This is a genomic window from Ruegeria haliotis, assembly GCF_013377785.1.
In the GTDB taxonomy this organism is placed as follows: domain Bacteria; phylum Pseudomonadota; class Alphaproteobacteria; order Rhodobacterales; family Rhodobacteraceae; genus Ruegeria; species Ruegeria haliotis.
The window spans coordinates 116578-140452 of the sequence record NZ_JABXWT010000007.1 but is presented as its reverse complement, the minus strand read 5'-3'; the positions used below and the strand labels follow the sequence as shown (position 1 = coordinate 140452).

The following is a 23875-nucleotide window of genomic DNA, read 5'->3' as shown; positions in this document are numbered from 1 at the left end:
AAAAGATCACGAAAGAGATCGGGTTATCGATCATCTGATCAGGCGAGAAAGACAATGTGTGGTATGGTAAACTATGAGCACCGAAACCCTGATCAGCCTTACAATATCCCTTGGTCTTGGCGGCCTATGCTTTTGGCTGGTGGGCCATGTTGTGCAAAATAGCGGTCAGGACAGGATGGTAGACCCAGAAGCTGTGAAAGAGTTGATGCGAACCATCGACTGGTCGCGGCTCGATAGCGTCATGGATCGGCCCAGCGTCAGGCAGTCCGAAACCGACAAATCGTAACGTTGGCTCAGGGGATTCACAACGTGCCCAACGACCAGAAATTTGCGCCAAGGCGGATGAGCTTGTTGAATTCAATTCAATGGCTTTCGCATCGACCCAAAGTGAGTTTCCTGCCGCTTCCGTTGGAGGCGGCTGTGAGTTCAGCCTTATCCATCCGGAATTTCACGATCCAGACGACAGCACATATCCAGAACCGCAGAAGTTCAGCTCTCATGTTCGAACAAATGGTGACGATCAAGGCGTGATTGGCATTCGCTACCAAAGCGCCAGGCGCGCCGGTCACGACAATTGGGTGTGTTTTGTGTCGCCAGCGATCTTAGATGTAACTCAGGCGCGTCACTTTGACATTGACGTGAGACCCACCGGGAAGGTGATTGTTCACAGTCTGACATAGGGCAGCCCCATGATAGGGGTCCATTGCAGCACAAAGCGAAATGTCACTCTAAGAGTTTTCGACAAAGCGGCCGTTTGCGTGTGGCGCAGAGGATTCAACGAATGAGCCCACTTCAACCAATGCTGCGCGTTGCTCGAACGTCAGCTTTGCGCTGGCATTCTAGGTGCGTTGTCAGGCTCATAGAATATAATCAAAATCTGGTTCTAGTGGTTCTCACCCGTTGGAATCCCAGTACTAGCCGCCATTTCGATGGCGTTGTAGTGTCTGCGGATAGTTCGGTGGAAAACTCCAGACAGCTTCGCCCGAAGCGCGCACAAGCCCGCGCGCTTGAGGATCTCGGTCTGTAAGCAGAGAAATGAACAGGTCACTGCTGGCCCATGGCGAAGATCGGAAATACCAATGCCCGTTTCCTGTATCGGCCGCTTCGGCCTCGGTCACGTCGATGATATGTAGGGTTTTCATCTCAGACAGTCGGCGCTGGAACAGAGACCCATTTATTGCTTCATCGGAAACCTGACCCAGGCGGTCGCGACCGAAGACCAACCGTGACATCGCCAGCGCTGAATCGGTCTGCGATTGATAGAGTGTCACATCTGTAACGGCATCCAGAAGGCCGTCTCCAATTGATTGCAAAAAGTAGCTTCGATCAAGATCGCTGCTGATCAGGATCAGCCGTCCCAGCCGTGGCTTTGGCCCAGGCCGCAAAGCAATCTGATAGGCGGCTTCAAATGCGAGCCTCGACCCAGCGCTGTATCCTATAAGGTGAATGCGCCGGGCGTTGGTGTTTGCCGACAGGTATTCGACGAGAGACCGCAAATTGCGGCGCGTCGCCAATGCAGATTCCTGATCCCGAAAATACGCCAGGCGTTTGGGTGTAGCGGGCCAGTTGTAGCTGATAAAAGCGCCCTGATAGCCCAGAAAGTGCTGCAACTCTTTGGAAACAAGGGTCGAGTAATCAAAATCGACATTGTAGCCATGGATATAGATGAAAATGTCTTTGTTGCGAGAGGCTGCAAGGTGATCGTCAACCCGTTGGGCAAACCGAAGACCGGCTGCCTTCATCTCCTGTTGCGAAGGTGGATCGTTCATGTAGCGCGTGACGCTGAACGGCATGACACCAATCTCTTGTACGTCAGATAAGCTGAGCGTGTAGTCCTTAGCGCGGTCGCGCGTCATAGTAACGTGGCGAAGCTTTTCCAACGTCGCCAGTGGGGGGTTGCTTTGCACATCGGCAACGCCGGTGCGCAGAATGTGACCGCGCTCATTGTTGTAATAGGCTTGTGGGTCGCCGGGAACCGCGGGCAGCCGATCTGTGGCGTAGAATAGCTGCGAACGCTGCGCGAAATTGTCTGTCGTGATGTCCTTGTAAGGGTCAAAAGCAGCCTCGGCATAGACCGTTGGGGAGGGCATCAGTTCAATTTCGTCATAGATATTTGGCCCGCAGGCAGCGAGGACACAGAACGAACACACGGTTGCCGCAGGCAAAGCTCTGGTAATCAGTCGCCTCGTCGTTCCTTTCCTCAATTGCCTTTGTCCGACTGTTCGCATCCGGCTGCAATTGTTTGTCCCAAGCATGTCGGCACCGCTTCTCGCGCCTTGGCGCAACTTCGATACTTCAGACCTGTTTGTGTTCGGCATGGCCGCCTTTCGCATAATGCCCTTACTCAGAAGCTGTAGGTCACACCCAACACGGGTCCGGATTGTGAGAGCTTGAACTTGCTGTCACCTTCACCTTTGTCGACCATGATGTAGCGATAACCTGCGCGTAAATTCCACTTTGGAGCGATGGCATAACCCGCCTTAGCTACAAATTGCGCCGTTTCGCGGTCTGAGCGAAATCCGCCATAGTCGGCCAAGGCAATTACCGACCAGCGGTCATTGATCTGATACCAGATGCGGGCTGCAATCAAGGGGTCGATCCAATCGTCGCTGGATTTTGAACTTGGGGCCGAGGTGGGGCCGCCGACCAGAATGATTGTGCTGCTGGTATCAAACCAACGAAACCCACCCCCGAGATCGACACCCAGAGCTTGGTCCTGATAGACCGTGTACGCCGCATACCCGCTGAAGAACTGTGTCTTCAGGCTCGTTTCTGCGCCGCTGAACACCGGGCCAGGGGTGTCGCCTTCAAATGTCAGATCTGTGCGCATATAGTCTGCGATCAGTGACCATCGACCGTGTCGCGCCTCAGCCGTGCCCATAAAGGCGAGGTCCAGATTATTAAGTGCGTCGCTGAAGCTCAGTTCCGACTCCAAGGGGCCAATGGTTGTCTCGGTATCCGCGCCATAGATGTAGAAGCTGCCGTAGAAGCTCCAACCAGAGTCCTGAGCCGCCGCTGGAGATCCGTACAGCAGCGTAGTCGACGCAACCAGAAAGCTGCCCACGAAACTCCTTACCTGTGTGAATTCCACGACCTGCTCCCCTTTTTGTCGATCCCAAATTTGAAGCGCGGCAAAAAGATGAGCCGCGTCGTATTCCTGTTACGTTTCACAATCGCATTCGACCGGGTCGAGTATCGGAACAGATGCCTTAACGCTATTCATTTCACGGGCGCGAAACTCCGACGGTGTTTGACCCGTCCAATTCTTGAAGGCCCGTGTCATGGCGGTCGCGTCAGAATACCCCAACTGAGCAGCGATATCGCCCACTGAGATTTCAGCCTCGGAAAGCAGGTGTTTCGCCCGGTCACATTTGGCTTCGATAGCGATGCGCGACAGTGATGTCCCATAGGCAGAAAGCCGTCGATTTAGAGCCGCGCCTCGAAAACCGCATGCCTTGGCGAGCGCCGTAACCGACAAGTCCGTGCGCCCGACCATTGAGTTGGCAACGCTTTGGATCGAACTCAACAAGTCTGTAGGCACAGGGTTTTTTTCGTCCTGAGTGGTCGACACGTACTCGGTCGCGGTTCGGTTAACCAGTTCAAATAAAAGCCAGGCACTTGGGAAGCGGATGGAATAACCGTCTGGGCCCGCGCCCACCGCCCGGACGCCGTAGAAGTAGGACGGAAGCAGATCAGGACGGTTCACCCGCACAAGAACCTTATTCGCCTCCCAACGCTGACCCGCGGTATCATGCAGCAATGTGGCCCAGCGACTGATCTGAAACGCATCCATATAGGCGGGCGAACAGCGTGGCGTGAACCTGCGTCTAGCTGACAGCACGGCGAACTCTCCGGACACATCAAGTGTCATTGTGACCGCGTTTGTATTGTTTCCTGCATGAAGGCAGAATCTGGCAATGAAGTCGGCCAAGGATTTTGCAGTGCGAAAAGCCTGCCCGAATGGAGATGAAACGGTTGGATCTGAAGTCTGACCAACAAGTGCTGGAAAGTCCGGGGACGTCTTTTGCGCGACGGCCTCAAACACGGCATAGACTGTATCATGCGGAACAAAGCAATTCGGAGCGCCTAACTCTGACAAAGAAAGATCGAATTCCGCAAGAAGGTTTTCTATGGATTGACCGGATTCCCGATACGCAACCAAAAGCGGCACGATAACCCGCCCACGTGCAAGCGGCGGTGTTCTGTGTTGAGCGTGTGCGTCCTGCCCCGTCATCATAACTCCTTAAAACACCGCAAACGAACGGCCGGGCACGTCAAGCATAGACCAGCACAGATTAGTGTCCCTGACCTACGTCAAAGCCGAAGACACTTTTTTGGATGAAAAAGTCAGGTGCCCGCTCGCTGGTAGAGGCTCAATCGAATTGAACCACGCCACCCGCAGAGAGCAGTCTAACAAACTGGCATCACTGCATGAACGATAGGCCCGCCGCCGGGTCAACATAAAAAGAGAGTTTCCAGTTGTTGGCCGAAGCGCTATCGCTACCTGTCATTTTTGACCAGTTTTCGGAGGCGGTTGCTCCAATCTGTCAGGGCATGCATTCGAACTTTGTGGTTTGTTGGAGAGAGATGGCCACGGCTCCAATTGTAGCATTTCAAAGAACCACACAATGAGAGGCGCGAGAGTGCGCTTTTGATCAGGTGCCGGGACCATCAAGCAATGCACTTCTGTATTTGGCTATTGGAGCGGGCAAATGATGAATCTCACGCACAAACGCTGGAAACTTGCTGCTTTAGCTTTCCTGATTGGGAGCACAGCGACCGCTCAGAGCTTTGATACGACAGTCGATGCACTTGTTGAGACATACGAAGTGCCCATTACCATAAACAACTTTGTTCGGGCCGCTACAGACAACGAACTGAAGACGTATAATGGCCTGGCCGGAGGTGTAAATCAGTTCTTTCATTTCAAAGAACCCACCCCCATCGACAATCAGCCCACCATTCGGATGAACCGCGACACGCTCTACAGCGTTGCGGTTATTGATATCAGCAAAGGCGCAACCTTGACACTGCCCGATGTGGGCGACCGGTACATGACGACGATGGTGGTCAATCAGGATCATTTCATCAATGAAGTGTTCGACGGTGGCGGCGTGTTCCAGCTTGACATGGACACGTTCCATACCCCCTACGCACTTGTTTTCATGAGAATACTGGTGGATGCCGAGAGCCCCGAGGATGTTGCGGCGGTCAATGCAATTCAGGACGGGTTCACCATTGATGCCGTCTCTGCGACGCCCTTCGAGATGCCCAATTACGACACGGAGAGCTTTGAGGCGCTGCGCCAAGCCGCAATTGAGCTGGGCAGGTTCGCCACAGACAGCGTCCGGACTTTTGGTACGGCAGATCATGTAGACCCACTGCGCCATTTCCTTGGCACCGCCGTCGGCTTTGGTGGTCTACCAGAAGACGAGGCCTTTTATCTGAATATCGAGCCCGGCCTGCCGCTTGGAGAATATAAGGTTCATGTACCAGCGGATGTGCCGGTGAATGCATTCTGGTCCGTGAGCCTCTATAATGCAGACGGTTTTTTTGAACACAATTCCCTCGACTCGTATGTGGTCAATTCGGTCTCAGGCACCAAGAATGACGATGGTAGTGTGACCGTGCATTTCGGCGGCTGCGATGATGGCCGCGTGAACTGTCTCCCTATCATGGATGGCTGGAACTATGCCGTGCGCCTTTATCAGCCCGGGTCAGAGGTCATCGACGGAAGCTGGGTCTTCCCCTCCGTAGAGCCCGCAAACTGAACAACAGGATGCTTACGATGAAAAAGCTTCTTCTGACAGTCGCGCTTACACTCCCGACAGGCGTTTGGGCCGAAGACATGGTCGATGTGACCGTCGACACCCTTGTGCGCGCCGAGACAGATCACATGTTTCGCAGCAACATGGCCAATCTCGGCCTCGCTGTTGGCGAATTGGGGCATATGCGCGAAGCCACCACACCGGACAACCAGCCGGTTATCCGCATGAATCAGGACACGCTCTACTCCGGCATTCTGCTGGATTTGAGCGAACCCGTCGAAGTGACACTGCCTAAAGCGCATGGCCGCTATATCTCGATGCATGTCATCAATCAGGACCACTTCATGTATGCCGAGGCAGAGCCCGGCACGTATCAAATCACACAGGAAGACCTTGGTACGCGATTTGGTTTCATCGCGTTTCGCACATTCGTCGATGTGACTGACCCGGATGATATTGCCGCCGCGCAAGCGGCACAGGATGGAATTGTCGTCAGCGGCGGTGGAACGGGCCCGTTTGATGCGCCCAACTGGAACACCGAACAGCTTGCCGTCGCACGTCAGGCTATAAACGACTTATCCTTGCTGGGCACCGATTCAGCCCGGGCCTTTGGCAGAACAAAGGACGAGATTGATCCGGTTCAGTTTCTGGTCGGCGCTTTCTCGGGTTGGGGCGGTCTTCCCCCCGAGGCAGCGATCTACATGTTGGACGCGGTCGATCAGAATGATGGCGAAACACCACATGCGGTAACGGTCGAGGATGTGCCGGTTCGGGCTTTCTGGTCGGTGACTGTCTACAATAGCGACGGTTTTCTTGAAGCCAATGATCTGGGCGTAAACAGCTATAACGGCTACACGGCCGAAGCCGCAGAAGACGGCTCGGTAACGCTCCATTTCGGTGGGTGCGACGATGGCCGCGTGAACTGTCTGCCGATTACTCCGGGCTGGAACTACGCGATCCGCCTCTATGAGCCGGAGGATGCAATCCTGAACGGTAATTGGGCCTTCCCTAAGTTAGAGCCGATCAACTAGGCCACTCGCCCAACCCGCATTTCAAAAGGAGTACACGGCTATGCGTCGATCCCATACTCTTATGGGGCTGCTTTTTGCAGCCAGTGTCGGAACCACAACGGTTGCAGACGAGGCATCCGATCTGGCCCAGGAACTGGCCAACCCACTTGCGGCAATCATCTCGGTTCCGTTTCAATTGAACTATGATGAAAATCTGGGCGTCTCTGATCAGGGCTCGCGCACCACGCTGAACTTTCAACCAGTCGTGCCCTTTCAACTGAACGATGACCTCAACCTGATCACCCGAACTATCATTCCTTACATCTGGCAGGAAGACGTTGTGCCGGGCACGCGCCAGGAGGGGTTCGGAGATATCCTGTTCTCTGCGTGGTTCTCGCCAATCGGAACCGGGGACGTAACGTGGGGCGTTGGTCCCGTTGTGCGCTTTCCAACCTTTAGCGACGTATCGAGTGATACATGGGCCGCTGGGATCACCGGGATTGCCCTGCGGCAGACGGGGCCGTGGACCTATGGTGCGCTGGCCAATCATCTGTGGGACTTGGAAAGCAACCCCGACACCCCCACGAATGTGAGTTTTGTCCAGCCCTTTCTTGCTTATTCCACCGGAGGCGCGTGGACCTATTCGCTGCAAAGCGAAAGCACCTATGACTGGGAAACTGAAGCCTGGGCTGTGCCTATAAACGCTTCGGTCTCCAAGCTGGTCCAATGGGGGGCGCTGCCGGTCAATCTGCAAGCGGGGGCGGGCTATTGGCTGGAAGCGACCGAGGTGGGTGCCGAGGGCGTTCGCTTGCGTTTGCAGGCTCAGGTCGTGTTGCCCAGAGGGCGCTGACGTTTGGCTGAAGCATTGTTCATGAAACGTCGAAAATTGGGAGGTCTTGATGGCCGATCAGATGCAACGCAATGCGCAAGCGCATGTCGAGCTTGACCCTGACCATGAGGACCTGATTGTCAGAAGCTGCAATCGACTCATTCGACACGCCGTTCGGGTGATGTCTTTGTTCATGGTCGTTGTGATCGGATTTGCCGTCATCGACGCCGGTTACTCGTTCTACATCAAGCTTGTAAGTCCGCCGGTTCTGATTCTTGACGTCAGTGATCTGTTGGAGGTTTTTGCGGCCGCGCTTGTCGTGCTGATCGCCATCGAGATTTACACGAATGTCACGCTCTACCTGACGGCTGATATCATACATGTGAAGCTGGTAGTTGCAACTGCCCTGATGGCCGTTGCCAGAAAGGTCATCACACTCGACACGACGGACCTGGAGCCGCTTTATTTCGTTGGGTATTCTGGACTCGGTCTGGCGTTTGGTGTCACGTATTGGTTGTTGTGGCGTGGCAAGTAGGTATTTCACAGGACGCCTTTATCGATGCTAGCCTATCCACAATACACAACGCACATGATCGCAACGATACATCCAGTCCGGCAAAAAATTCCATCGTATTTCTCCCTTGTTCACAGATCTCCTGTGATCCTATCGGGAGCTCGACCTCAGAACAGGGTCAGCCCAATTACGCATGCTTTGGGCTGATGGTGTGCTGAATCCCTCTTGAACATAAGGGCGCTCTTAGAGCAATTTTTCTGTGGCTTAAGTCAGCCTTCGAAATCCTCCGCATCCTCTGCAATAGCGTCTATCGATACATCTTCAGCGGTTGGTTTGTCATGTTTGATCCTAGGCGCAGCCTTCTTCCAGACGGACAGATTTGCGCCGATTTCGCCGTAAAAAAGGGGAACGACTTCTTCCAAGTCAGATATGAAGTTGGCCTGTTGTGTGAACCGTCCGCCGAGGCGCTTGGATAAGAATACGTGGAAGCCGTGCGTAACCAGGTGGTCCTTACCTTCTTGGCACATATCAATGTCTTCCCGGAGTTCTGAGACCAAGTGCTGCGTCGGCTCGCTGGCACCAGGCCAAAGCAAGCGAATATACAGCCCATCCATGCTATCGACCTTGATCTGCCGAAGAAGCCAATTCAGCCTGGCTTTGGTCGATTTCTTATCTTCAGGCGCCCGGATGGTCATACCGACGTCGACGCACCGCCGCTTCAGGTCTGCGGTGACTTCGATAGGAGCGGCCGTGTCCGGAACATCCAATGTGCATTGGAGCTGGTGGTGTTCGCGAAGCATCAGCAGCTCATCCTTTTTTCGCTGAGCCGGATCATTGATGTGCTTGCGCGACAGTTTCTCACTGACGGATGTTTCAACCAATCGGCTCAAGATAAGCGACAGGTCTCGGGTCTCTTGGTGCCAAGCGTCAACTACGATCTGCGCCTCCGGCGACCGTGCTGGAACGACACCTCCGGACGACACCAGTTTGTTGAGATCGCCCCATTCTTTAGGCATCCTATGGAAGCCCTGCACACCAGCGCTCTCATGATTGAGGAAGCGCCTAAGCTCATTCAGCAACAGTAGTTGGTCCTTGTCCTCGACCTGCTCATTGCTGATCAGCAACTCCGCAGTCGTGACCACATGCATCCAGGACCAGTGATAAACGGGAATCTTGGACCTGCTCTTCCTGACTTCCTCGACAGGGTGCGCGGTCGGCGTAGTCGCGAATTGATTGGATATTGTAATGACGCAATCGACGCCGTTCTCTTTGGCAAGAGCACGGTATCTTTCAATTTGCTCAGCATCGAGGGTGTTGTTCCCAACTTTGGTTTCCACAAGAGCTTTCCACTCGCGGGAGCCAACCTTCAGAACAATCAATCCGTCGGGTCGATCCTTGATTGTCTTGGATTGGTTCTTGAACACAACCTCAGTGAATGCATGTACCTGAGCCCGTTTCCCGCGCTTCTGGCCTACTGATTGGAGCAACGCGGCTCCCAACTCTTCAATCTGAACCATGCAGGCCAGCACAATGGACGTTGTGCGACCTTCCTTTGAAGTGGTTGAGAGAACGGGGAACAAACGTGCGGCTTCGCCTTGAGCCAGGTAATCTGGCAGCTTTTCAGTCATCTACATGCCTACAACTTGAAATTGAATATTATGTCTCAAATAGACAGTTCCAGCAGCTTTCCGTCAAGTTTTCAATGAAGTACCGTTCTCAGAACGAATAAGGGAACGGCCTCTAGCGTGCTTGATAGACCACGCTCTGATAGGAGTAGCGCAATTCAATGAAGTTTCACTCGGATTGGAAGTTCACCCAATGGCAATCTGTCGAACGAGTTGCCAACAATGACTTAACGCGGGTCGTCGCATTGGTGCCAATCATTGGTTATCTCATCCTATTCAACGACCAAATTGCGGAAATCGCTTCATTTCGGGTGATCGCTGGAGTTGAGCCGGGCGCAGAAACACCGTTTTTTCTAACTGGTGTAGCAAAGATGAGGCTGGTTTTCTTTGGCAGTCTGCTCCTTCTGTTTTCCAACCTAATATTTAAGGCCTTTCGCCCACATGTCTTGGAGCTTGCCAAGGGAGACATCGAATTTGCAGCCAGAGTAAGCGAGCGTTATAGCGTCCATGAGCTTGCTGACATGGAAACTCACGTTTTTTCCGATTATTGGAAACCGAGACTGCCATTGTTTTGGAAAGTGCTCGACGAGCTCAGGAGCAAGAAGCCGGTGGTTTCAGGCTATAGACCTGATGTGCGAAATGCCATGTTCAACGCGCATGGCGACTACATCAGCTACCTTTCGCGAGAATGGTGGACCGGCGAGATGCACACATTCCGGTTGGCGCGTGTCGCATCACTAAGTTTGGGCATCGCGGGAATTTTTTTGCTTGCTATTCCTACGCTGGATATCACTCAAGCCGTCGTTGGAGACGTTCTTCTGAAACTTTGGTGATTTAGTTGGCAGCCGCATCTGATATCGGCTCAAGAACGAATGACTGCTATGGGCTGGGTGCCGTCATTTGTCGCGTTTTGCATCACCGCTGTTTCGCGAAAATACTAGCGATTGCCCTTGAGCTGGTGTCAACACGACGACCGTGCTTTATGACAGATCAGGCAAATTGATAGGGTAGACGAAAACCATGGCAGAACGTTTTGAGCGCCACCGTCAAGCTTGGACACAAGAGGAAATTCAAAAATTGCACCTACTGGTATCAAAGGGGATGGGCTTGAAGGCCATTGCCAAAGCTCTCACGCGCTCCGAAGAATCGACCAAGAGTAGAGCGAAACTTGACAAGATAAAGATCAAGAAAGCACGCTGATTTTAGCGCCCTTAGCGTTCTTTTCAGCCACGACCAATAGATGCTTTGGGCTTCGACCAGTCACTGCATGGAACAGCTGGAGAGCCCAACCGCCTCATGCTCCGCAGTGCGCCGATGTCCTCCATTGTAGCGAAACATTCGCAGGCGACACATGTCTAGTTCGATCAAAAACCCTTCCGCTTCTGCGAACTACGCGAGTAGCTAGATGTGCAGCTCGACGCGGAACGGCTCGCGCGGTACTTTGATGCCAGTGTTGAGCTGATGCAGGTAATCGTCCAGGCCTGTGGCCATGACAGCCTGTATGGCTTCACTCACGCGACATCACGCCTTGAAACGCGAGAGCTCTGATCAGAACGACATCCACTTCGCAGGGGTTCGCTGATGCATAGTCACTGTGCGTTTTGCGCTACTGTTGGGGGCTGATCCGGCCTCCCACCTATCGCCTGAAAGGAGACAACCGATGCTCGATACATACACCATCCGCCAAGACGACATGCCCCAAGAGATGCGGTTTCTCTTGAATCATTATCCCCGCGACAGCTGGGATGCTCATCCCGGGTTCAAGGAAAAAACCCGACACTGGCTGGGCGCGCATCAGATGTTCCGCCGCGTGGCAGAGCGCATTCGGCTGGATACGGAAGGGTTGTTGAACAACGATATGGGGTTGGACGGCTATGCCGGGCGGCTGTCCTACTACGGCCGCAATCTGGTTGGGAACCTGCATGGTCATCACAGCTGGGAAGATCACAGCTATTTCCCTGAACTGTCAGCTGCGGACCCGCGCTTTGATGCGGGGCTTGAACTGCTGGAACAAGACCACTCCGAACTGGATAAGGTGCTTGATGACTTCACCCGGAGAGCAAACCGTGTGATCAAACTATCTGCCCTGGATGAGGCCCAGGCTTATGATGAAGTCGGAAAGGTTCATGCGACAAGCGAGATGATTGAAGCGTTCCTGAAACGGCATTTGAGTGATGAGGAAGAGTTAGCCGTGCCAATCATCTTGCATAACCGGCTCAGAGGATGATGCTGACGTCATGACCGACACATCCACTGAAGAAGACCAAGCTGCCAAAAATGAGCGTCGCGCACGGGGTGAATTCGTGCGCGGCGTCAGCGGCTTTCGCCATGCCATTGGCGATCCGGAGTTTCCGGCAGCACCCGGCCGCTATCACCTGTTCGTGGCGCTGAATTGCCCGTGGTGTCACAGAGTTACGTTGGCGCGCAGTGTACTGGGCCTGAACAACAGCATCACGATGGATGTGGCCTTTCCGAACCGCACAGGTGATGACGATCCAGAAAGGCCGAATCTATGGGAGTTTGCGACCGACCGAGTTGCGTCACTTAAAGGTGCGACTTTGCCGGAGTGCACCGGGGAGACTGGCACTGGCAGAGGGCTGCGCCTTGCCAAAGAGATCTACCGTGCCGAAGGCTCCGAAGAGCAATCCCTTCCGATCCTGTATGACAAGATCACCAGTCGCATCGTGAACAACGAAAGCGCCGAAATTATCCGAATGTTGGATGTCGCAGCAGATGCTCTTGGCAGCACCATCCCGGCAGCGGAGCGCGTTAGGCTTTACCCCGACGACGACAAACTGCGACAGCAATTGCACGACCTGAACGATTTGATCTACACGGCAATCAACAACGGCGCCTACAAGGCCGGGTTTTCGTCCGATCAAAAGATCTATGCCACAGCGTTTGGCGCCTACTTCGAGGCACTCGAACAGTTGGAGAAGCTCCTCTCAGATGGCAGGCCATTTTTGACGGGCGCTCACTTCTCAGAAGCCGATCTGCGCCTGTTCCCAACGCTCTACCGTCACGATCCCGTCTACTATGTGCGGATGAAGCTCAACGGTGCGAGGATCCTAGATTACCCCTACTTGTGGCGGTGGCTTTGCCGTGTATACGCGCTGCCCGGCATTGCGAATGCCGGGTCCCTTATACATTGCCGCCAAGGATATTTTGGGCGCAGTTGGAATGGCGTCGTTCCTAACGGACCCTTTAGGCCAATGCCCTATCCTGAAGCCTATCTTCGCCCTGAGCTCGCTGCGCTGTAGGCGTCGAGAGTCATTCTGAAGTCCCAAATTCGAACTAAACGGTAGTTCTCTTGGAGCAAGAGAACATTTCTGTTGGGCATATCGGAATCTGAAAAGATGAATTCTGAATGCCGCTTCGGGCTGAAAGCAAAATTTGAACATCAGGATTGCGCGGGTTTGTCTTGCCTCAAACAAATAGTGGCGCTGGTTATCGTATGTAAGTGAAAACGCCGTCCTTGATCCAGCCAATGTTCACCGCGCATTACCCGCTAAACAACTCATGGCTGATCTAGACGCTTATAACACCACCCTAAGGGGAAACCATGCAGGCTTTTGAGCATACTATGCAATCTTTTGGGGCGATTGCAGTTTTTTGCGCTTCCCTACAAATATCTAGAAATCCAGATTCTCTACACTCAGGGCATTTTTCTGGATGAACTCGCGGCGGGGCTCGACCACGTCGCCCATCAACTTGGTGAACAGATCGTCAGCTTCGACCATATCGTTCACCCGCACTTGCAACAACGTGCGCGCATCCGGGTCCAGCGTGGTCTCCCACAGCTGATCGGGGTTCATTTCACCCAAACCTTTGTAGCGCTGTAGGGACAGACCCTTTTCACCCTCTTCCAGAATCGCACGCAACAGATCCAGCGGCCCGTGGATTGACTGTGTCCGATCACGGCGAACCAGTGTTGCGGGGGAACTGTAAATCTCTTGCAGACTTTGGGTGAAACTGCCAGTTTTGCGCGCCTCGCCCGAGCGCAGCATGGGGCCGTCCAACGTGCGGACCTCTTCGACACCGCGCAGAATACGGGCCAGACGGATACCGTGATCCTGCGTGATCCGACCCTGCCAGCCACGCTCATATTCCAACGCAATCAGGTCAAGGCGGGCGGCGACCTTGTCGGCCACGCCTTGCAAGTCGGCGTCCACCGCCCCCGGCACGAAGGCTCCTGCGACGGCGGCCTGCTCAAGAATGTGGCGCGGGTAATGGGTCGGGAAGGCGTCCAGAACGCGTTTCAGCTGTCGCGCTTCGTCAACTATGCGGGTCAGATCCTGACCGGTGATTTCCTCGCCCGAGCCAAGCTTGAGAACGGCACCTTCGACGCCCTGATTGATCAGGTAGTCATCCAGCGCGGCTTGATCTTTCAGGTAAACTTCGGACTTGCCACGGGCCACTTTATACAGCGGCGGCTGCGCGATATAGAGATACCCGCCTTCGATCAATTCCGGCATCTGCCGATAAAAGAAGGTCAATAGCAGTGTTCGGATATGCGCTCCGTCCACATCAGCATCCGTCATGATGACGATCTTGTGGTACCGTAGTTTTTCGATGTTGAATTCATCGCGTCCGATCCCAGTGCCCAGCGCCATCACGAGGTTACCGATCTCCTGGCTGCCCAACATCCGATCGAACCGCGCACGTTCCACGTTCAGGATTTTCCCACGCAGCGGCAGCACCGCCTGCGTCAACCGATCCCGCCCTGTTTGCGCCGAACCGCCGGCCGAGTCCCCCTCGACCAGGAAGACTTCGGTTTTGGAGGGGTCTTTTTCCGAGCAATCCTTGAGTTTGCCCGCCAGATAATTCACATCCATCGCCGTCTTGCGGCGTGTCAGTTCGCGGGCCTTGCGCGCCGCTTCGCGCGCCAGAGCTGCTTCGATGATCTTACCCACGATGATCTTGGCCTCATTGGGGTTCTCTTCGAACCATTCGGCCAGTTTCTCGTTCACCATACCTTCGACCGCTGGGCGAACTTCGGAGCTGACCAGCTTGTCCTTGGTTTGGGACGAGAATTTTGGATCGGGTACTTTTACCGATAATACGCAAGTCAAACCTTCGCGTGCATCATCACCGGTGAAATTGATCTTTTCCCTCTTAGCAATCCCACTGGATTGCGCATAGTTGTTGATCGTCCGGGTCAGCGCGCCGCGAAATCCAGCAATATGGGTTCCGCCATCGCGCTGCGGAATGTTGTTGGTAAAAGGCAGGACCGACTCATGATAGCTGTCGTTCCACCACATAGCGATCTCAACACCGATATCGTCCCGTTCACCCTTGATATAGATCGGTTCAGGCATCGCGGATGACTTGGAGCGATCCAGATATTTGACGAATTCCTTGACGCCACCTTCGTAGAACAGCTCGGTTTCCAGACGCTCCGCAGGGCGTTCATCAATCAGGATGATGCGCACGCCCGAGTTCAGGAAGGCCAGCTCGCGCAGGCGCTTTTCCAGTGTCTCGAATGAGTATTCCAGGTTTGAGAACGTATCGGTCGAGGCCAGAAACCGCACCTCGGTCCCGGTCCGATCTCCGCATTCACCAACAACCTTTAGGTGTTCAGTCGTTTCGCCCCCTTCAAATCTGGCGACGTGTTCTTTGCCGTTGCGCCAAACACGCAGTTCCAACCAGTTGGACAGAGCGTTCACTACGGAAACGCCCACACCATGCAGACCGCCAGACACCTTGTACGAGTTGCTGTCGAACTTACCGCCCGCGTGCAGCTGAGTCATGATGACCTCGGCGGCCGAAACGCCTTCTTCGGGGTGAATGTCGACTGGAATCCCGCGCCCATTATCGTGGACGGATACGCTGGAATCTGCGTGGATTTTCACGGTCACATGGTCGGCGTGACCGGCCAGAGCCTCGTCAATTCCATTATCGACGACCTCATACACCATGTGGTGCAAACCCGAGCCATCATCGGTATCCCCGATATACATGCCAGGGCGCTTGCGAACCGCCTCCAAGCCTTTGAGAACTTTAATGGAATCTGCGCCGTATTCCTGGGGTGCCTGTGCGTCTTCGGACATGCCGTTAGTACCTATATTATTTTGGTAACTTATACGTTCTCTGGTGGGGATTGTCACGCGATCCCCCAATATTTTGTGTTTGTGTTCGGCATTCCATACGGGTTGGGTGATCAACCATCGACGGATCAAAGGCGATCGATATCGGCGGCAATATCCGCAGCGATGGCGCGGGCATCCACATCACTGCGTTCCGCAGACAAACGCAACCCCAAAAGATCAGATTGGTATCGCATGGCCAACCGGTCCGCATCGTGATCCGGACTAATCTCACCCACCTCCTGCGCACGACGAAACAGGCCAGCGAAACACGTTTTCATTTCCACCAAAAATTCACCTGCCTTTGCTGCAAGGTCGTGATCCTTGGCGCGCAATTCGACATAGGTCTTGGCCAACATGCATGCCTTTGCGGGCATTTCGGTCGCCTCAATGACCAAACGCGGCTGCATCTTGAGCGCCTCTTTGGCCCCCAACGCGTCCGCCAGCGCCGTCAGCCGCGCAACACCATCCTGCGCATAACGCTCCAACGCCAGCGCATAAAGCGCATCCTTGGACCCGAAAGCGGCGTAGAAGCTGCCCGGCTTTAATTTCAGCTCATTCTCCAGATCCTTCAGCGATGTCCCTGCCCACCCCTGGCGCCAGAATATATCTCGGGCCTGAGCAATCAGTGCGTCTCGGTCATATGAGGGTTTACGGGGCATCGGTCTCACCAATTCTTGAGCAGTCACTCAAATATATACTTGAGTGATCGTTCAAGAAAGACTATTTCCGACTCATCCCGTCAAAAAATAGGAGCACGGACATGACTGATTTTCCGTCACACGACCTGACCACCGCCCCTGAAGGATCCAAACCACTGCTGGAAAAATCACAGGCTGCATTTGGCCGCTTGCCCGGCTTGCACAAGGTGATGGCCGAAAGCCCCCAACATCTGGAAGGTTATCAGGTTCTGCATCACCTGTTCCTGCAGACAGATTTCGACAATGATGAGAAAACCGTCATCTGGCAGACCATCAACGTGGAAAACGAATGCCACTATTGCGTGCCCGCTCATACCGGCATCGCCAAGATGATGAAGGTGTCGGACGAGATCACCGAGGCTCTGCGCAATGAAACCCCGCTGCCGACGCCAAAGCTGGAAGCGCTACGGACTTTCACCCTGCAAATGATGAACCAGCGCGGCAACGTCACCGACGAACAGATGCAGGCGTTCTTTGCCGCCGGTTACTCGCACCGTGCGGTGCTGGACGTGGTGCTGGGCCTGGCGCAAAAAACTATGTCGAACTACGTTAACCACATGGCCCAGACCCCGGTAGACGAAGTTATGCGCGGCTTCCTGTGGGAACGTAAAGTCAGCGAACCGGCCTAGGACGTCACGATCGAGCCTTCGTCTCCTTCATTGACAATCAGTGTCTGAGCACGATCGCCAAGTTCCGCAAACAATTCAGGCCCGGTGCCCGTCATCCAGGCCTGAGCTCCCAGCGCGCAAATTTCATCATAAAGCGCCGCGCGTCGCCCGGCATCCAGATGTGCGGCCACCTCATCCAGCAACACAATAGGCGGCGCGCCCACCATCCCGGCCAGAGCCCGCGCGTTGGACAGGATGAGCGAAACCAACAGGGCCTTTTGCTCACCCGTTGAACAATCTTTTGCCGGAACTCCTTTGGCGGCGAACACTCCGTACAGGTCCGACCGATGCGGTCCGACCAGCGTTCGACCTGCCGCGAGATCGCGAAAACGGCTCTCACTCAACGCATCACGCAGATCATCTGCGGTCTCGGGCATAGCGCCTTCGGTCTGCACCAGCTCCAACTCGGCCGAAGGAAAGGCAGTTTCTGCCTGATCCTGCGCATTTCGCAAATGACTAAGCGCCGTCTGCCGGGCAACATGAATACGATGGCCCATCTCGGCCATCTGTCCCTCCAACACTGCATACCAATGCGCGTCCCGAACCTGCTCTTTCAACAGACGATTGCGTTCGCGCATGGCCCTTTCGTAGGTCAGCGAAGCCTCGGCATGCGTGGGATCAAAACTCAGCGCCATGCGGTCCAGAAACCGCCGCCGCCCTTCGGCGCCCTCAATCCACAACCGATCCATCGATGGGATCAGCCAGACCAACCGCGCCAGCTTACCCAGATCGATCTGACTGGCTGCCTTTTCATCAATCCGTACCTGTCGCGCCGCGCCGCCTTCGGACCAGGTTTCAATCTCGTATCTCTGCCCCTGCGCCTCCAGTAATCCGGACAGTTTCCAACCCAACACTTCGGGTCGCCGGGTCATCTCGGCGGCACTGGCCCGCCGCATCCCACGACCGGGAGAAAACAACGATACCGCTTCAAGGATATTGGTCTTGCCCGCCCCGTTAGGCCCATGAAGAACCACCGGCCGTTCGTCCAAAGACAAACGGACCAGCTTGTGTGACCGAAAATGCGAGACCGTAAGCTCGGTCAGGGCCAAAGCCATGACCCCTCCCTTCATCTTTTCAAAAACACTCCCGCCGGAGGCATCGCTCGTCAGCGCGATCAGACGCGCATCGGCATAACCACGTAAACCGCGCTCTGATCATTGCCTTCGCGCATCAGGGTCGGATCGCCCGCCGAGTTGAACAGGAACACTGCGTTCTCGCGATCAACCTGAGACGCAATCTCGAGCAGGTACTTGGCGTTAAAGCCAATCTCCAGCCGCTCGTCGCCATAGGCCACAGCCAGCTCTTCCTCAGCCGCACCGCTATCGGGTGCGTTCACGGACAGCACCAGCTTGTCACCATCCAACTGCAATTTGACGGCACGAGACCGTTCGGAAGACACAGTTGCCACCCGATCCACGGCCTGTGCGAATTCAGCAGCGTCCACTTCCATCTTGCGCGTGTTGCCCTGTGGAATAACACGCGTGTAATCGGGGAAGGTCCCGTCGATCACTTTCGATGTCAGCGTAATGTCAGGAGTTGCGAACCGCACCTTGGTTTCGCTGACTGAGACGGCAATATCCATCTCGTCATCTTCCAGCAGCTTGCGCAGCTCACCCACGGTTTTACGCGGCACGATCACCCCGGACATGTCCGCCGCCCCATCGGGGCAATCCGCATCGATCCGCGCCAGACGGTGCCCATCGGTCGCCACGCAGCGCAGCACTTTGCCGCCTTCGGGACCATCGGTCACGTGCATGTAGACGCCGTTCAGATAATACCGGGTCTCTTCCGTCGAGATGGCAAATTTCGATTTGTCGAACAGCCGACGCAGCAACGCCGCTGATGCTGTGAAGTTCGACGCATATTCCGAGGACGCCATCACCGGAAAATCCTCTTTCGGCAAGGTCGCCAGCGAGAAATTCGACCGCCCTGCCTCAACCGTCAGACGCCCCGCCGCGTTGTCAGCTGTCAGAGTGACCAGCGCCCCGTCCGGCAATTTGCGCACAATCTCATGCAGTGTTGTCGCGGCAACGGTTGTCGCCCCTGCTTTTTCAACTTGCGCAGGCGCCTTGTCCACAACCTCGATGTCCAAATCGGTCGCGCGGAACTGAACCTGATCGCCTTCCGCCTCGATCAACACATTGGCCAGGATTGGAATTGTGTTGCGGCGTTCCACAACGGATTGAGCCTGCGAGACGGCCTTGAGAAGGGTGCCGCGTTCGATGCTGATCTTCATACCCTCTATTCCTCTGACTTAAGTGCCGAAATGGGCGGGACTGGCAAGTTAGCGGTTCAGCCCTGAGGCACAAGGATTTTTTACCGATTTCTGGGTCGGATTGCCCCAACCGTCAAGGGGCACGTGTTCGATCCGACACAGTTCGTCCCCGACCGTGGACAATAACGCACAAGAAAACGCCCCGGATTTGCTAACCTAGGGCGTTCCTTCATGATTTGAGGCTGACACTCAGGCTTCCAGAGACCGGCGCAGCATCTCGACATCTTCGGCGATCTGACCGTCGGTCACTTTCAGCTCTTCGATGCGCTTGACGCCATGCATGACGGTGGTGTGGTCCCGCCCACCAAAGCGGCGGCCAATTTCGGGCAGCGACCGGCTGGTCAGCTGTTTGCACAGATACATCGCAACCTGACGTGGCCGCGCATACGACCGCAGCCGTTTGGGGCCAATGATATCCGACAGGCGGATATTGTAGTAATCCGAAACCTTGCGCTGGATTTCCTCGACCGAGATCTTGCGCTCGGAAGCGCGCAGCACGTCAGCCAGACAATCCTGCGTCAGCTCCATGTCAATCTCGCGCCCGACCAGCGAGGCAAACGCGAACAGTCGGGTCAAAGCGCCTTCGAGCACGCGAACGTTGGTAGAAATCCGGTGTGCAAGGAATTCCAGAACCCCATCCGCGATGGTCAGATCGGGATAGGTGCTGCTGTATTGCTGAACCTTGGTCTGCAGGATGCCAAGACGCAGTTCGTAGTCGGTGGGGTGCAGGTCAACGACCAGTCCACATTGCAGGCGCGATTTCACGCGATCTTCCAGATCCTTGATCTCGCCCGGGGCGCGGTCGGCCGAGATGATGATCTGCTTGTTCTGGTCCACGAGCGCATTGAAGGTGTGAAAGAACTCCTCCTGGGTGGAATCCTTACCGGCGATGAACTGCACGTCGTCGACCATCAGCACGTCGACCGAGCGGAACAGGTGTTTGAAATCCATCATCCGGCGCTCGCGCAGCGCCTGCACGAACCGGTACATGAACTGTTCAGCGGACAGATACAGCACGTTCAGCTCAGGACGTTTGGTCTTCAACTCCCACGCGATGGCGTGCATCAGGTGGGTTTTACCCAAACCAACACCACCATACAGAACAAGCGGGTTGAACGTCACCGGCCCACCCTCAGATACGCGGCGCGCAGCGGCATGGGCCAACTCGTTGGGTTTGCCGACAACGAAACTGTCAAAGGTAAAGCGCGCGTCCAGCGGCGCGGCCTGTAGCGAGTCCAGCGCAGCCTGTGCGGAATCATTCTGAGGCGCAACGGGTGCAGCACCGGATGCGACGGCGGCAACGGGTGACGGCCGCGCTGGTGAGTTGGCGGCGACACGAAAATCCAGTCGCTGCACCGCTTCCCCCGCAGTGTTCAACTCGTATAAAATGAGGTCAGCAAAATTCTGACTGACATAGTTGCCCATAAAATTGGTCGGCACCGAAAACACGGCCACACCATCTTGCAGCTCCTGAAACTCCAACGGTTCGATCCAGGTGGTAAAGTTGTTCCGGCCAACGGCCTTCAGCAACTTGTTACGCAATTGTCCCCATTTCTCTTGTGTCATCAAGCGCCTCACGCATCCCATTCGTTATTGGCCTGTCGGCCTTATTAATACGGTCCCGGTTGCCCGGGTTAGGATTTCACACGCACAGAGGTATCCCCGCGCCAAACCGAACGGTCTGGCGGGTCATTTTCTGAAAGCCAGCGCTGCCTGGTTATGGACACCCCAAAAAGGATCAAGTGTCCGGCAAACCGGGTGGCACATCGCAATCTCATTTTTTAGACAGGGCTACGGTCATCGGTTATCCCGAGATCCATAGCAGATCGGCAGCCCGGCCTAAGCCGGTCAACGACAATCGTTCCTCGATCTTCCTGATGCCCGTCAGTCCGATCGTGGAAACAGCCTGTCCCCCCAAGCGAGTGAATCGCTGAATCAGTGGTAACAAGAGCAGACGGGTCGCGGCAACGAAACTCTGATATTGACTCGGCTCTTTGGCCGAAAGAATCTCTCGGTTTCGTGAGGGCGCGGTATTCTGGCAACACGCGAAAAAAGGCGCCGCAAATTGCGACGCCTTTCAAAATAGTTCAGCCTTACTTACGTGACCCTAGGTCAACGAAAGGTTAGCCCAGCGCTTTCACGCGTGCAGACAGGCGCGACATTTTGCGGGCTGCAGTGTTCTTGTGGAAAACGCCTTTTGTGACGCCACGCATCAACTCGGGCTGAGCGATGCGCAGAGCTGTGGTTGCAGCGTCCTTGTCACCGGATGCGATCGCTTCTTCGACTTTCCGCAGATATGTGCGGATGCGCGAGCGACGTGCTTTGTTGACCGCGAAACGTTTTTCGTTCTGGCGGGCGCGTTTTTTTGCTTGGGGCGAATTTGCCATGTGTGTCTCTGACCTTTGTTCGGTGCGATTAATCTTTGGTTTGCGCGCCACGGATATCTCCGCACCGGATCAGGGATCACGAATGTGATTCTGGCCAAAGCGGGCCGCACGCGCATATTGCGGCGCTAATTATCCAAGTTTGTATGGTTTGCCAAGTCGATTCTTACGAGCGACCAACCAGACAAGCAAAAGGCGGGCCAAGCCCGCCTGTCACAATCGGCTTTTGACCGACTTACTTGTCGCGGAACTGAGCTGCGCGTTTTTCCAGGAAGGCTGCCATGCCCTCTTTCTGATCTTCGGTTGCGAACATCGAATGGAACACGCGTCGTTCGAACAGCATCCCTTCGCCCAGCGACAACTCATAGCTGCGGTTGACCGCCTCTTTCGCGGCCATCGCCGTCAGCTGGGATTTCTCAGCAATCTTGTGCGCTGCGCCAATAGCCTCTTCCAACAACTTCTTCGCTGGAACAATCCGGCTGACCAGCCCTGCCCGCTCGGCTTCTTCGGCATCCATGAAGCGACCGGTCAGGTTCATATCCATCGATTTGGACTTGCCTACAAAACGGGTCAGACGCTGACTACCACCGAGACCGGCAATGACGCCCAGATTGATTTCGGGCTGACCGAACTTGGCGGTATCTGCCGCAATGATGAAATCGCACAGCATGGCCAGTTCGCACCCGCCACCCAGCGCGTAACCCGCAACGGCCGCGATGATCGGTTTGCGGATTGCGCTGATCCGGTCATTGACGTCACCGAACAGGTTCCGGCTGTAGACGTCAACAAAGCTCATCTCAGACATCTCTTTGATGTCTGCACCAGCGGCAAACGCCTTGTCCGACCCGGTGATGACGATGCAACGCACCTTATCGTTTTCGTCCGCCTCTTCCAGCGCTGTGCACAGCTCAGCCATCAACTGAGTGTTCAGCGCATTCAATGCGTCAGGTCTGTCGAGCTTGATAAGGGCGACGTGGTCTTCGATTTCGACGATGATCGTCTCAAAAGCCATGGGGTAAAAGCTTCCGGTTGTTCCGTTCAAGTACGAGTCCTTATCACGCGAAAAACTTGGATCAAGCTATCTTTGGCATTGCGTGCAATAGAAGGATGAGCGTCCGGACTGGGTGATTCTGGTGATTACTGCATCACATTCCTGGGTTCGGCAGGGTTCGCCTTCACGGCCATAGACATCAAAGCTATGTTGAAAATATCCAAGTTCTCCATCGGCTTGACGGAAATCTCGCAAGGATGATCCGCCCGCCTCGATCGCCTCGCGTAACACTTGCCGGATGATAGGAACCAGTGCCGCGACACGGGGTGCAGAAATCTGTCCGGCTTTGCGACGTGGCGACACTCGGCCGCGATAAAGCGCCTCGCAGACATAAATGTTGCCCAGCCCTGCAACGATTCCCTGATCCAGCAGCGCCGATTTGACTGGTGTGTTCTTACCCTGAAACGCATCAATCAGATGTTGTTCGTGGAAATCATTGCCCAATGGTTCGGGCCCCAGAACGGACAGCAGCTTGTGCGCATCCGCCGTCACAGTCGGCAACAGATCCATCGCACCGAACCGGCGCGGGTCGTTAAAGGTGATGCGTGCGCCATTGGCCATGTGAAACACCACGTGGTCATGTTTTTGCGCCATGGGATGTTCGCGCGCATACTGCCCCAGCGGATCACCCGAAACCGTCATGCGCCCTGACATGCCCAGATGGATCAACAAAGTCTCACCACTGCTGAGGTCCGCCAGAATATATTTCGACCGCCGCCGCAAACGATCCACGCGCTGCCCGATCAGCCGTTCAGCCATCCGATCCGGGAAGGGCCAGCGCAGATCGGGGCGATTGACATCGGCCTTTTCGATCACCACCCCTTCCATCGCGGGGCTCAGGCCGCGTCTTACTGTCTCGACCTCGGGCAATTCGGGCATTACAGGGCTCCTAATTCAAAGGGCCGCATTGTGCCCCGGTTCCAGAGCCCTATAACAGAGGCGAAATTCGACAAACGGCAAGGCT

At 55.1% G+C, this 23875-nt stretch carries 23 protein-coding genes; 11 read left to right on the top strand and 12 right to left on the bottom strand.

Translation table 11 applies throughout. The features are described 5' to 3' along the window. The first annotated feature begins 73 nt into the window (after positions 1-73). Both HW561_RS13905 and HW561_RS24305 read left to right on the top strand, forming a co-directional pair. Positions 74-286, top strand: coding sequence for a hypothetical protein (locus HW561_RS13905; protein WP_176865746.1), 213 nt, complete (start codon positions 74-76; stop codon positions 284-286). 79 nt (positions 287-365) lie between these two features. Further along, positions 366-680 carry an RES domain-containing protein gene (locus HW561_RS24305; RefSeq protein WP_176865744.1) on the top strand — a complete coding sequence of 105 codons (315 nt, stop codon included), beginning with the start codon at positions 366-368 and terminating at the stop codon, positions 678-680. Positions 681-914: 234 nt separating this feature from the next. Here the strand turns inward: HW561_RS24305 and HW561_RS13895 are convergent, their stop codons facing one another. The 3 genes from HW561_RS13895 to HW561_RS13885 form a co-directional block, all read right to left on the bottom strand. Further along, entirely contained in the window at positions 915-2090 is a 1176-nt protein-coding gene (locus HW561_RS13895; protein ID WP_176865742.1) for an alpha/beta hydrolase, read from the bottom strand. A 254-nt stretch (positions 2091-2344) separates the two neighbouring features. Beyond that, positions 2345-3091 carry an outer membrane protein gene (locus HW561_RS13890; protein WP_328803288.1) on the bottom strand — a complete coding sequence of 249 codons (747 nt, stop codon included), beginning with the start codon at positions 3089-3091 and terminating at the stop codon, positions 2345-2347. A 69-nt stretch (positions 3092-3160) separates the two neighbouring features. Continuing rightward, positions 3161-4234, bottom strand: a complete 1074-nt coding sequence (locus HW561_RS13885) for an AraC family transcriptional regulator (RefSeq protein WP_176865740.1) — start codon at positions 4232-4234, stop codon at positions 3161-3163. Between the two features lie 478 nt (positions 4235-4712). On the opposite strand from HW561_RS13885, the gene HW561_RS13880 reads away from it, so the two are divergent. Genes HW561_RS13880 through HW561_RS13865 form a run of 4 tightly spaced genes read left to right on the top strand, consistent with a single transcriptional unit; the run spans position 4713 to position 8142 of the window. Then, positions 4713-5771, top strand: coding sequence for a DUF1214 domain-containing protein (locus tag HW561_RS13880; RefSeq protein WP_211198638.1), 1059 nt, complete (start codon positions 4713-4715; stop codon positions 5769-5771). Between the two features lie 17 nt (positions 5772-5788). Then, positions 5789-6799, top strand: coding sequence for a DUF1254 domain-containing protein (locus HW561_RS13875; protein ID WP_176865738.1), 1011 nt, complete (start codon positions 5789-5791; stop codon positions 6797-6799). A gap of 40 nt (positions 6800-6839) precedes the next feature. After that, positions 6840-7628, top strand: a complete 789-nt coding sequence (locus tag HW561_RS13870) for a transporter (RefSeq protein WP_176865736.1) — start codon at positions 6840-6842, stop codon at positions 7626-7628. Between the two features lie 49 nt (positions 7629-7677). Beyond that, entirely contained in the window at positions 7678-8142 is a 465-nt protein-coding gene (locus HW561_RS13865; RefSeq protein WP_211198637.1) for a phosphate-starvation-inducible PsiE family protein, read from the top strand. Between the two features lie 248 nt (positions 8143-8390). Here the strand turns inward: HW561_RS13865 and HW561_RS13860 are convergent, their stop codons facing one another. Next, on the bottom strand, positions 8391-9749 hold the full coding sequence (locus tag HW561_RS13860; RefSeq protein WP_176865734.1) for a hypothetical protein: 1359 nt from the start codon (positions 9747-9749) through the stop codon (positions 8391-8393). A gap of 158 nt (positions 9750-9907) precedes the next feature. Here HW561_RS13860 and HW561_RS13855 point away from each other — a divergent pair, with 158 nt between their 5' ends. From HW561_RS13855 to HW561_RS13840, 4 genes are all read left to right on the top strand, one after another. After that, on the top strand, positions 9908-10579 hold the full coding sequence (locus tag HW561_RS13855; RefSeq protein WP_176865732.1) for a hypothetical protein: 672 nt from the start codon (positions 9908-9910) through the stop codon (positions 10577-10579). Between the two features lie 187 nt (positions 10580-10766). Beyond that, positions 10767-10946 (top strand): hypothetical protein, encoded by a 180-nt coding sequence (locus HW561_RS13850; RefSeq protein WP_058275054.1) that lies wholly within the window; start codon positions 10767-10769, stop codon positions 10944-10946. Positions 10947-11406: 460 nt separating this feature from the next. Beyond that, on the top strand, positions 11407-11973 hold the full coding sequence (locus tag HW561_RS13845) for a hemerythrin domain-containing protein (protein WP_176865730.1): 567 nt from the start codon (positions 11407-11409) through the stop codon (positions 11971-11973). 10 nt (positions 11974-11983) lie between these two features. Continuing rightward, positions 11984-13006: a glutathione S-transferase C-terminal domain-containing protein gene (locus HW561_RS13840; RefSeq protein ID WP_176865728.1), complete on the top strand. Its 1023-nt coding sequence runs from the start codon at positions 11984-11986 to the stop codon at positions 13004-13006. 372 nt (positions 13007-13378) lie between these two features. On the opposite strand, the gene gyrB is transcribed toward HW561_RS13840, so the two are convergent. After that, positions 13379-15796, bottom strand: a complete 2418-nt coding sequence (gyrB, locus tag HW561_RS13835; RefSeq protein ID WP_176865726.1) for a DNA topoisomerase (ATP-hydrolyzing) subunit B — start codon at positions 15794-15796, stop codon at positions 13379-13381. 125 nt (positions 15797-15921) lie between these two features. Beyond that, positions 15922-16494: a TetR/AcrR family transcriptional regulator gene (locus HW561_RS13830; protein WP_176865724.1), complete on the bottom strand. Its 573-nt coding sequence runs from the start codon at positions 16492-16494 to the stop codon at positions 15922-15924. Positions 16495-16595: 101 nt separating this feature from the next. Between HW561_RS13830 and HW561_RS13825 the strand changes: the two genes are divergently transcribed. Further along, the gene (locus tag HW561_RS13825) at positions 16596-17162 is read left to right on the top strand and encodes a carboxymuconolactone decarboxylase family protein (RefSeq protein WP_176865722.1); all 567 of its coding nucleotides are present in this window, start codon (positions 16596-16598) and stop codon (positions 17160-17162) included. Here the strand turns inward: HW561_RS13825 and recF are convergent. From recF to mutM, 6 genes are all read right to left on the bottom strand, one after another. Continuing rightward, on the bottom strand, positions 17159-18256 hold the full coding sequence (gene recF / locus HW561_RS13820; RefSeq protein WP_176865720.1) for a DNA replication/repair protein RecF: 1098 nt from the start codon (positions 18254-18256) through the stop codon (positions 17159-17161). The genes HW561_RS13825 and recF overlap by 4 nt on opposite strands. 59 nt (positions 18257-18315) lie before the next feature. Beyond that, positions 18316-19437 (bottom strand): DNA polymerase III subunit beta, encoded by a 1122-nt coding sequence (dnaN, locus tag HW561_RS13815; protein WP_176865718.1) that lies wholly within the window; start codon positions 19435-19437, stop codon positions 18316-18318. A 228-nt stretch (positions 19438-19665) separates the two neighbouring features. Next, a complete protein-coding gene (gene dnaA, locus HW561_RS13810) occupies positions 19666-21042 on the bottom strand; it encodes a chromosomal replication initiator protein DnaA (RefSeq protein ID WP_176865717.1) in 1377 nt (458 codons plus the stop codon). A gap of 557 nt (positions 21043-21599) precedes the next feature. Further along, positions 21600-21863, bottom strand: coding sequence for a 30S ribosomal protein S20 (rpsT, locus tag HW561_RS13805; protein WP_176865715.1), 264 nt, complete (start codon positions 21861-21863; stop codon positions 21600-21602). A 232-nt stretch (positions 21864-22095) separates the two neighbouring features. Then, a complete protein-coding gene (locus HW561_RS13800) occupies positions 22096-22872 on the bottom strand; it encodes an enoyl-CoA hydratase (RefSeq protein ID WP_176865713.1) in 777 nt (258 codons plus the stop codon). A gap of 66 nt (positions 22873-22938) precedes the next feature. Then, on the bottom strand, positions 22939-23790 hold the full coding sequence (mutM, locus tag HW561_RS13795) for a bifunctional DNA-formamidopyrimidine glycosylase/DNA-(apurinic or apyrimidinic site) lyase (protein ID WP_176865711.1): 852 nt from the start codon (positions 23788-23790) through the stop codon (positions 22939-22941). Between the last annotated feature and the right edge of the window lie 85 nt (positions 23791-23875).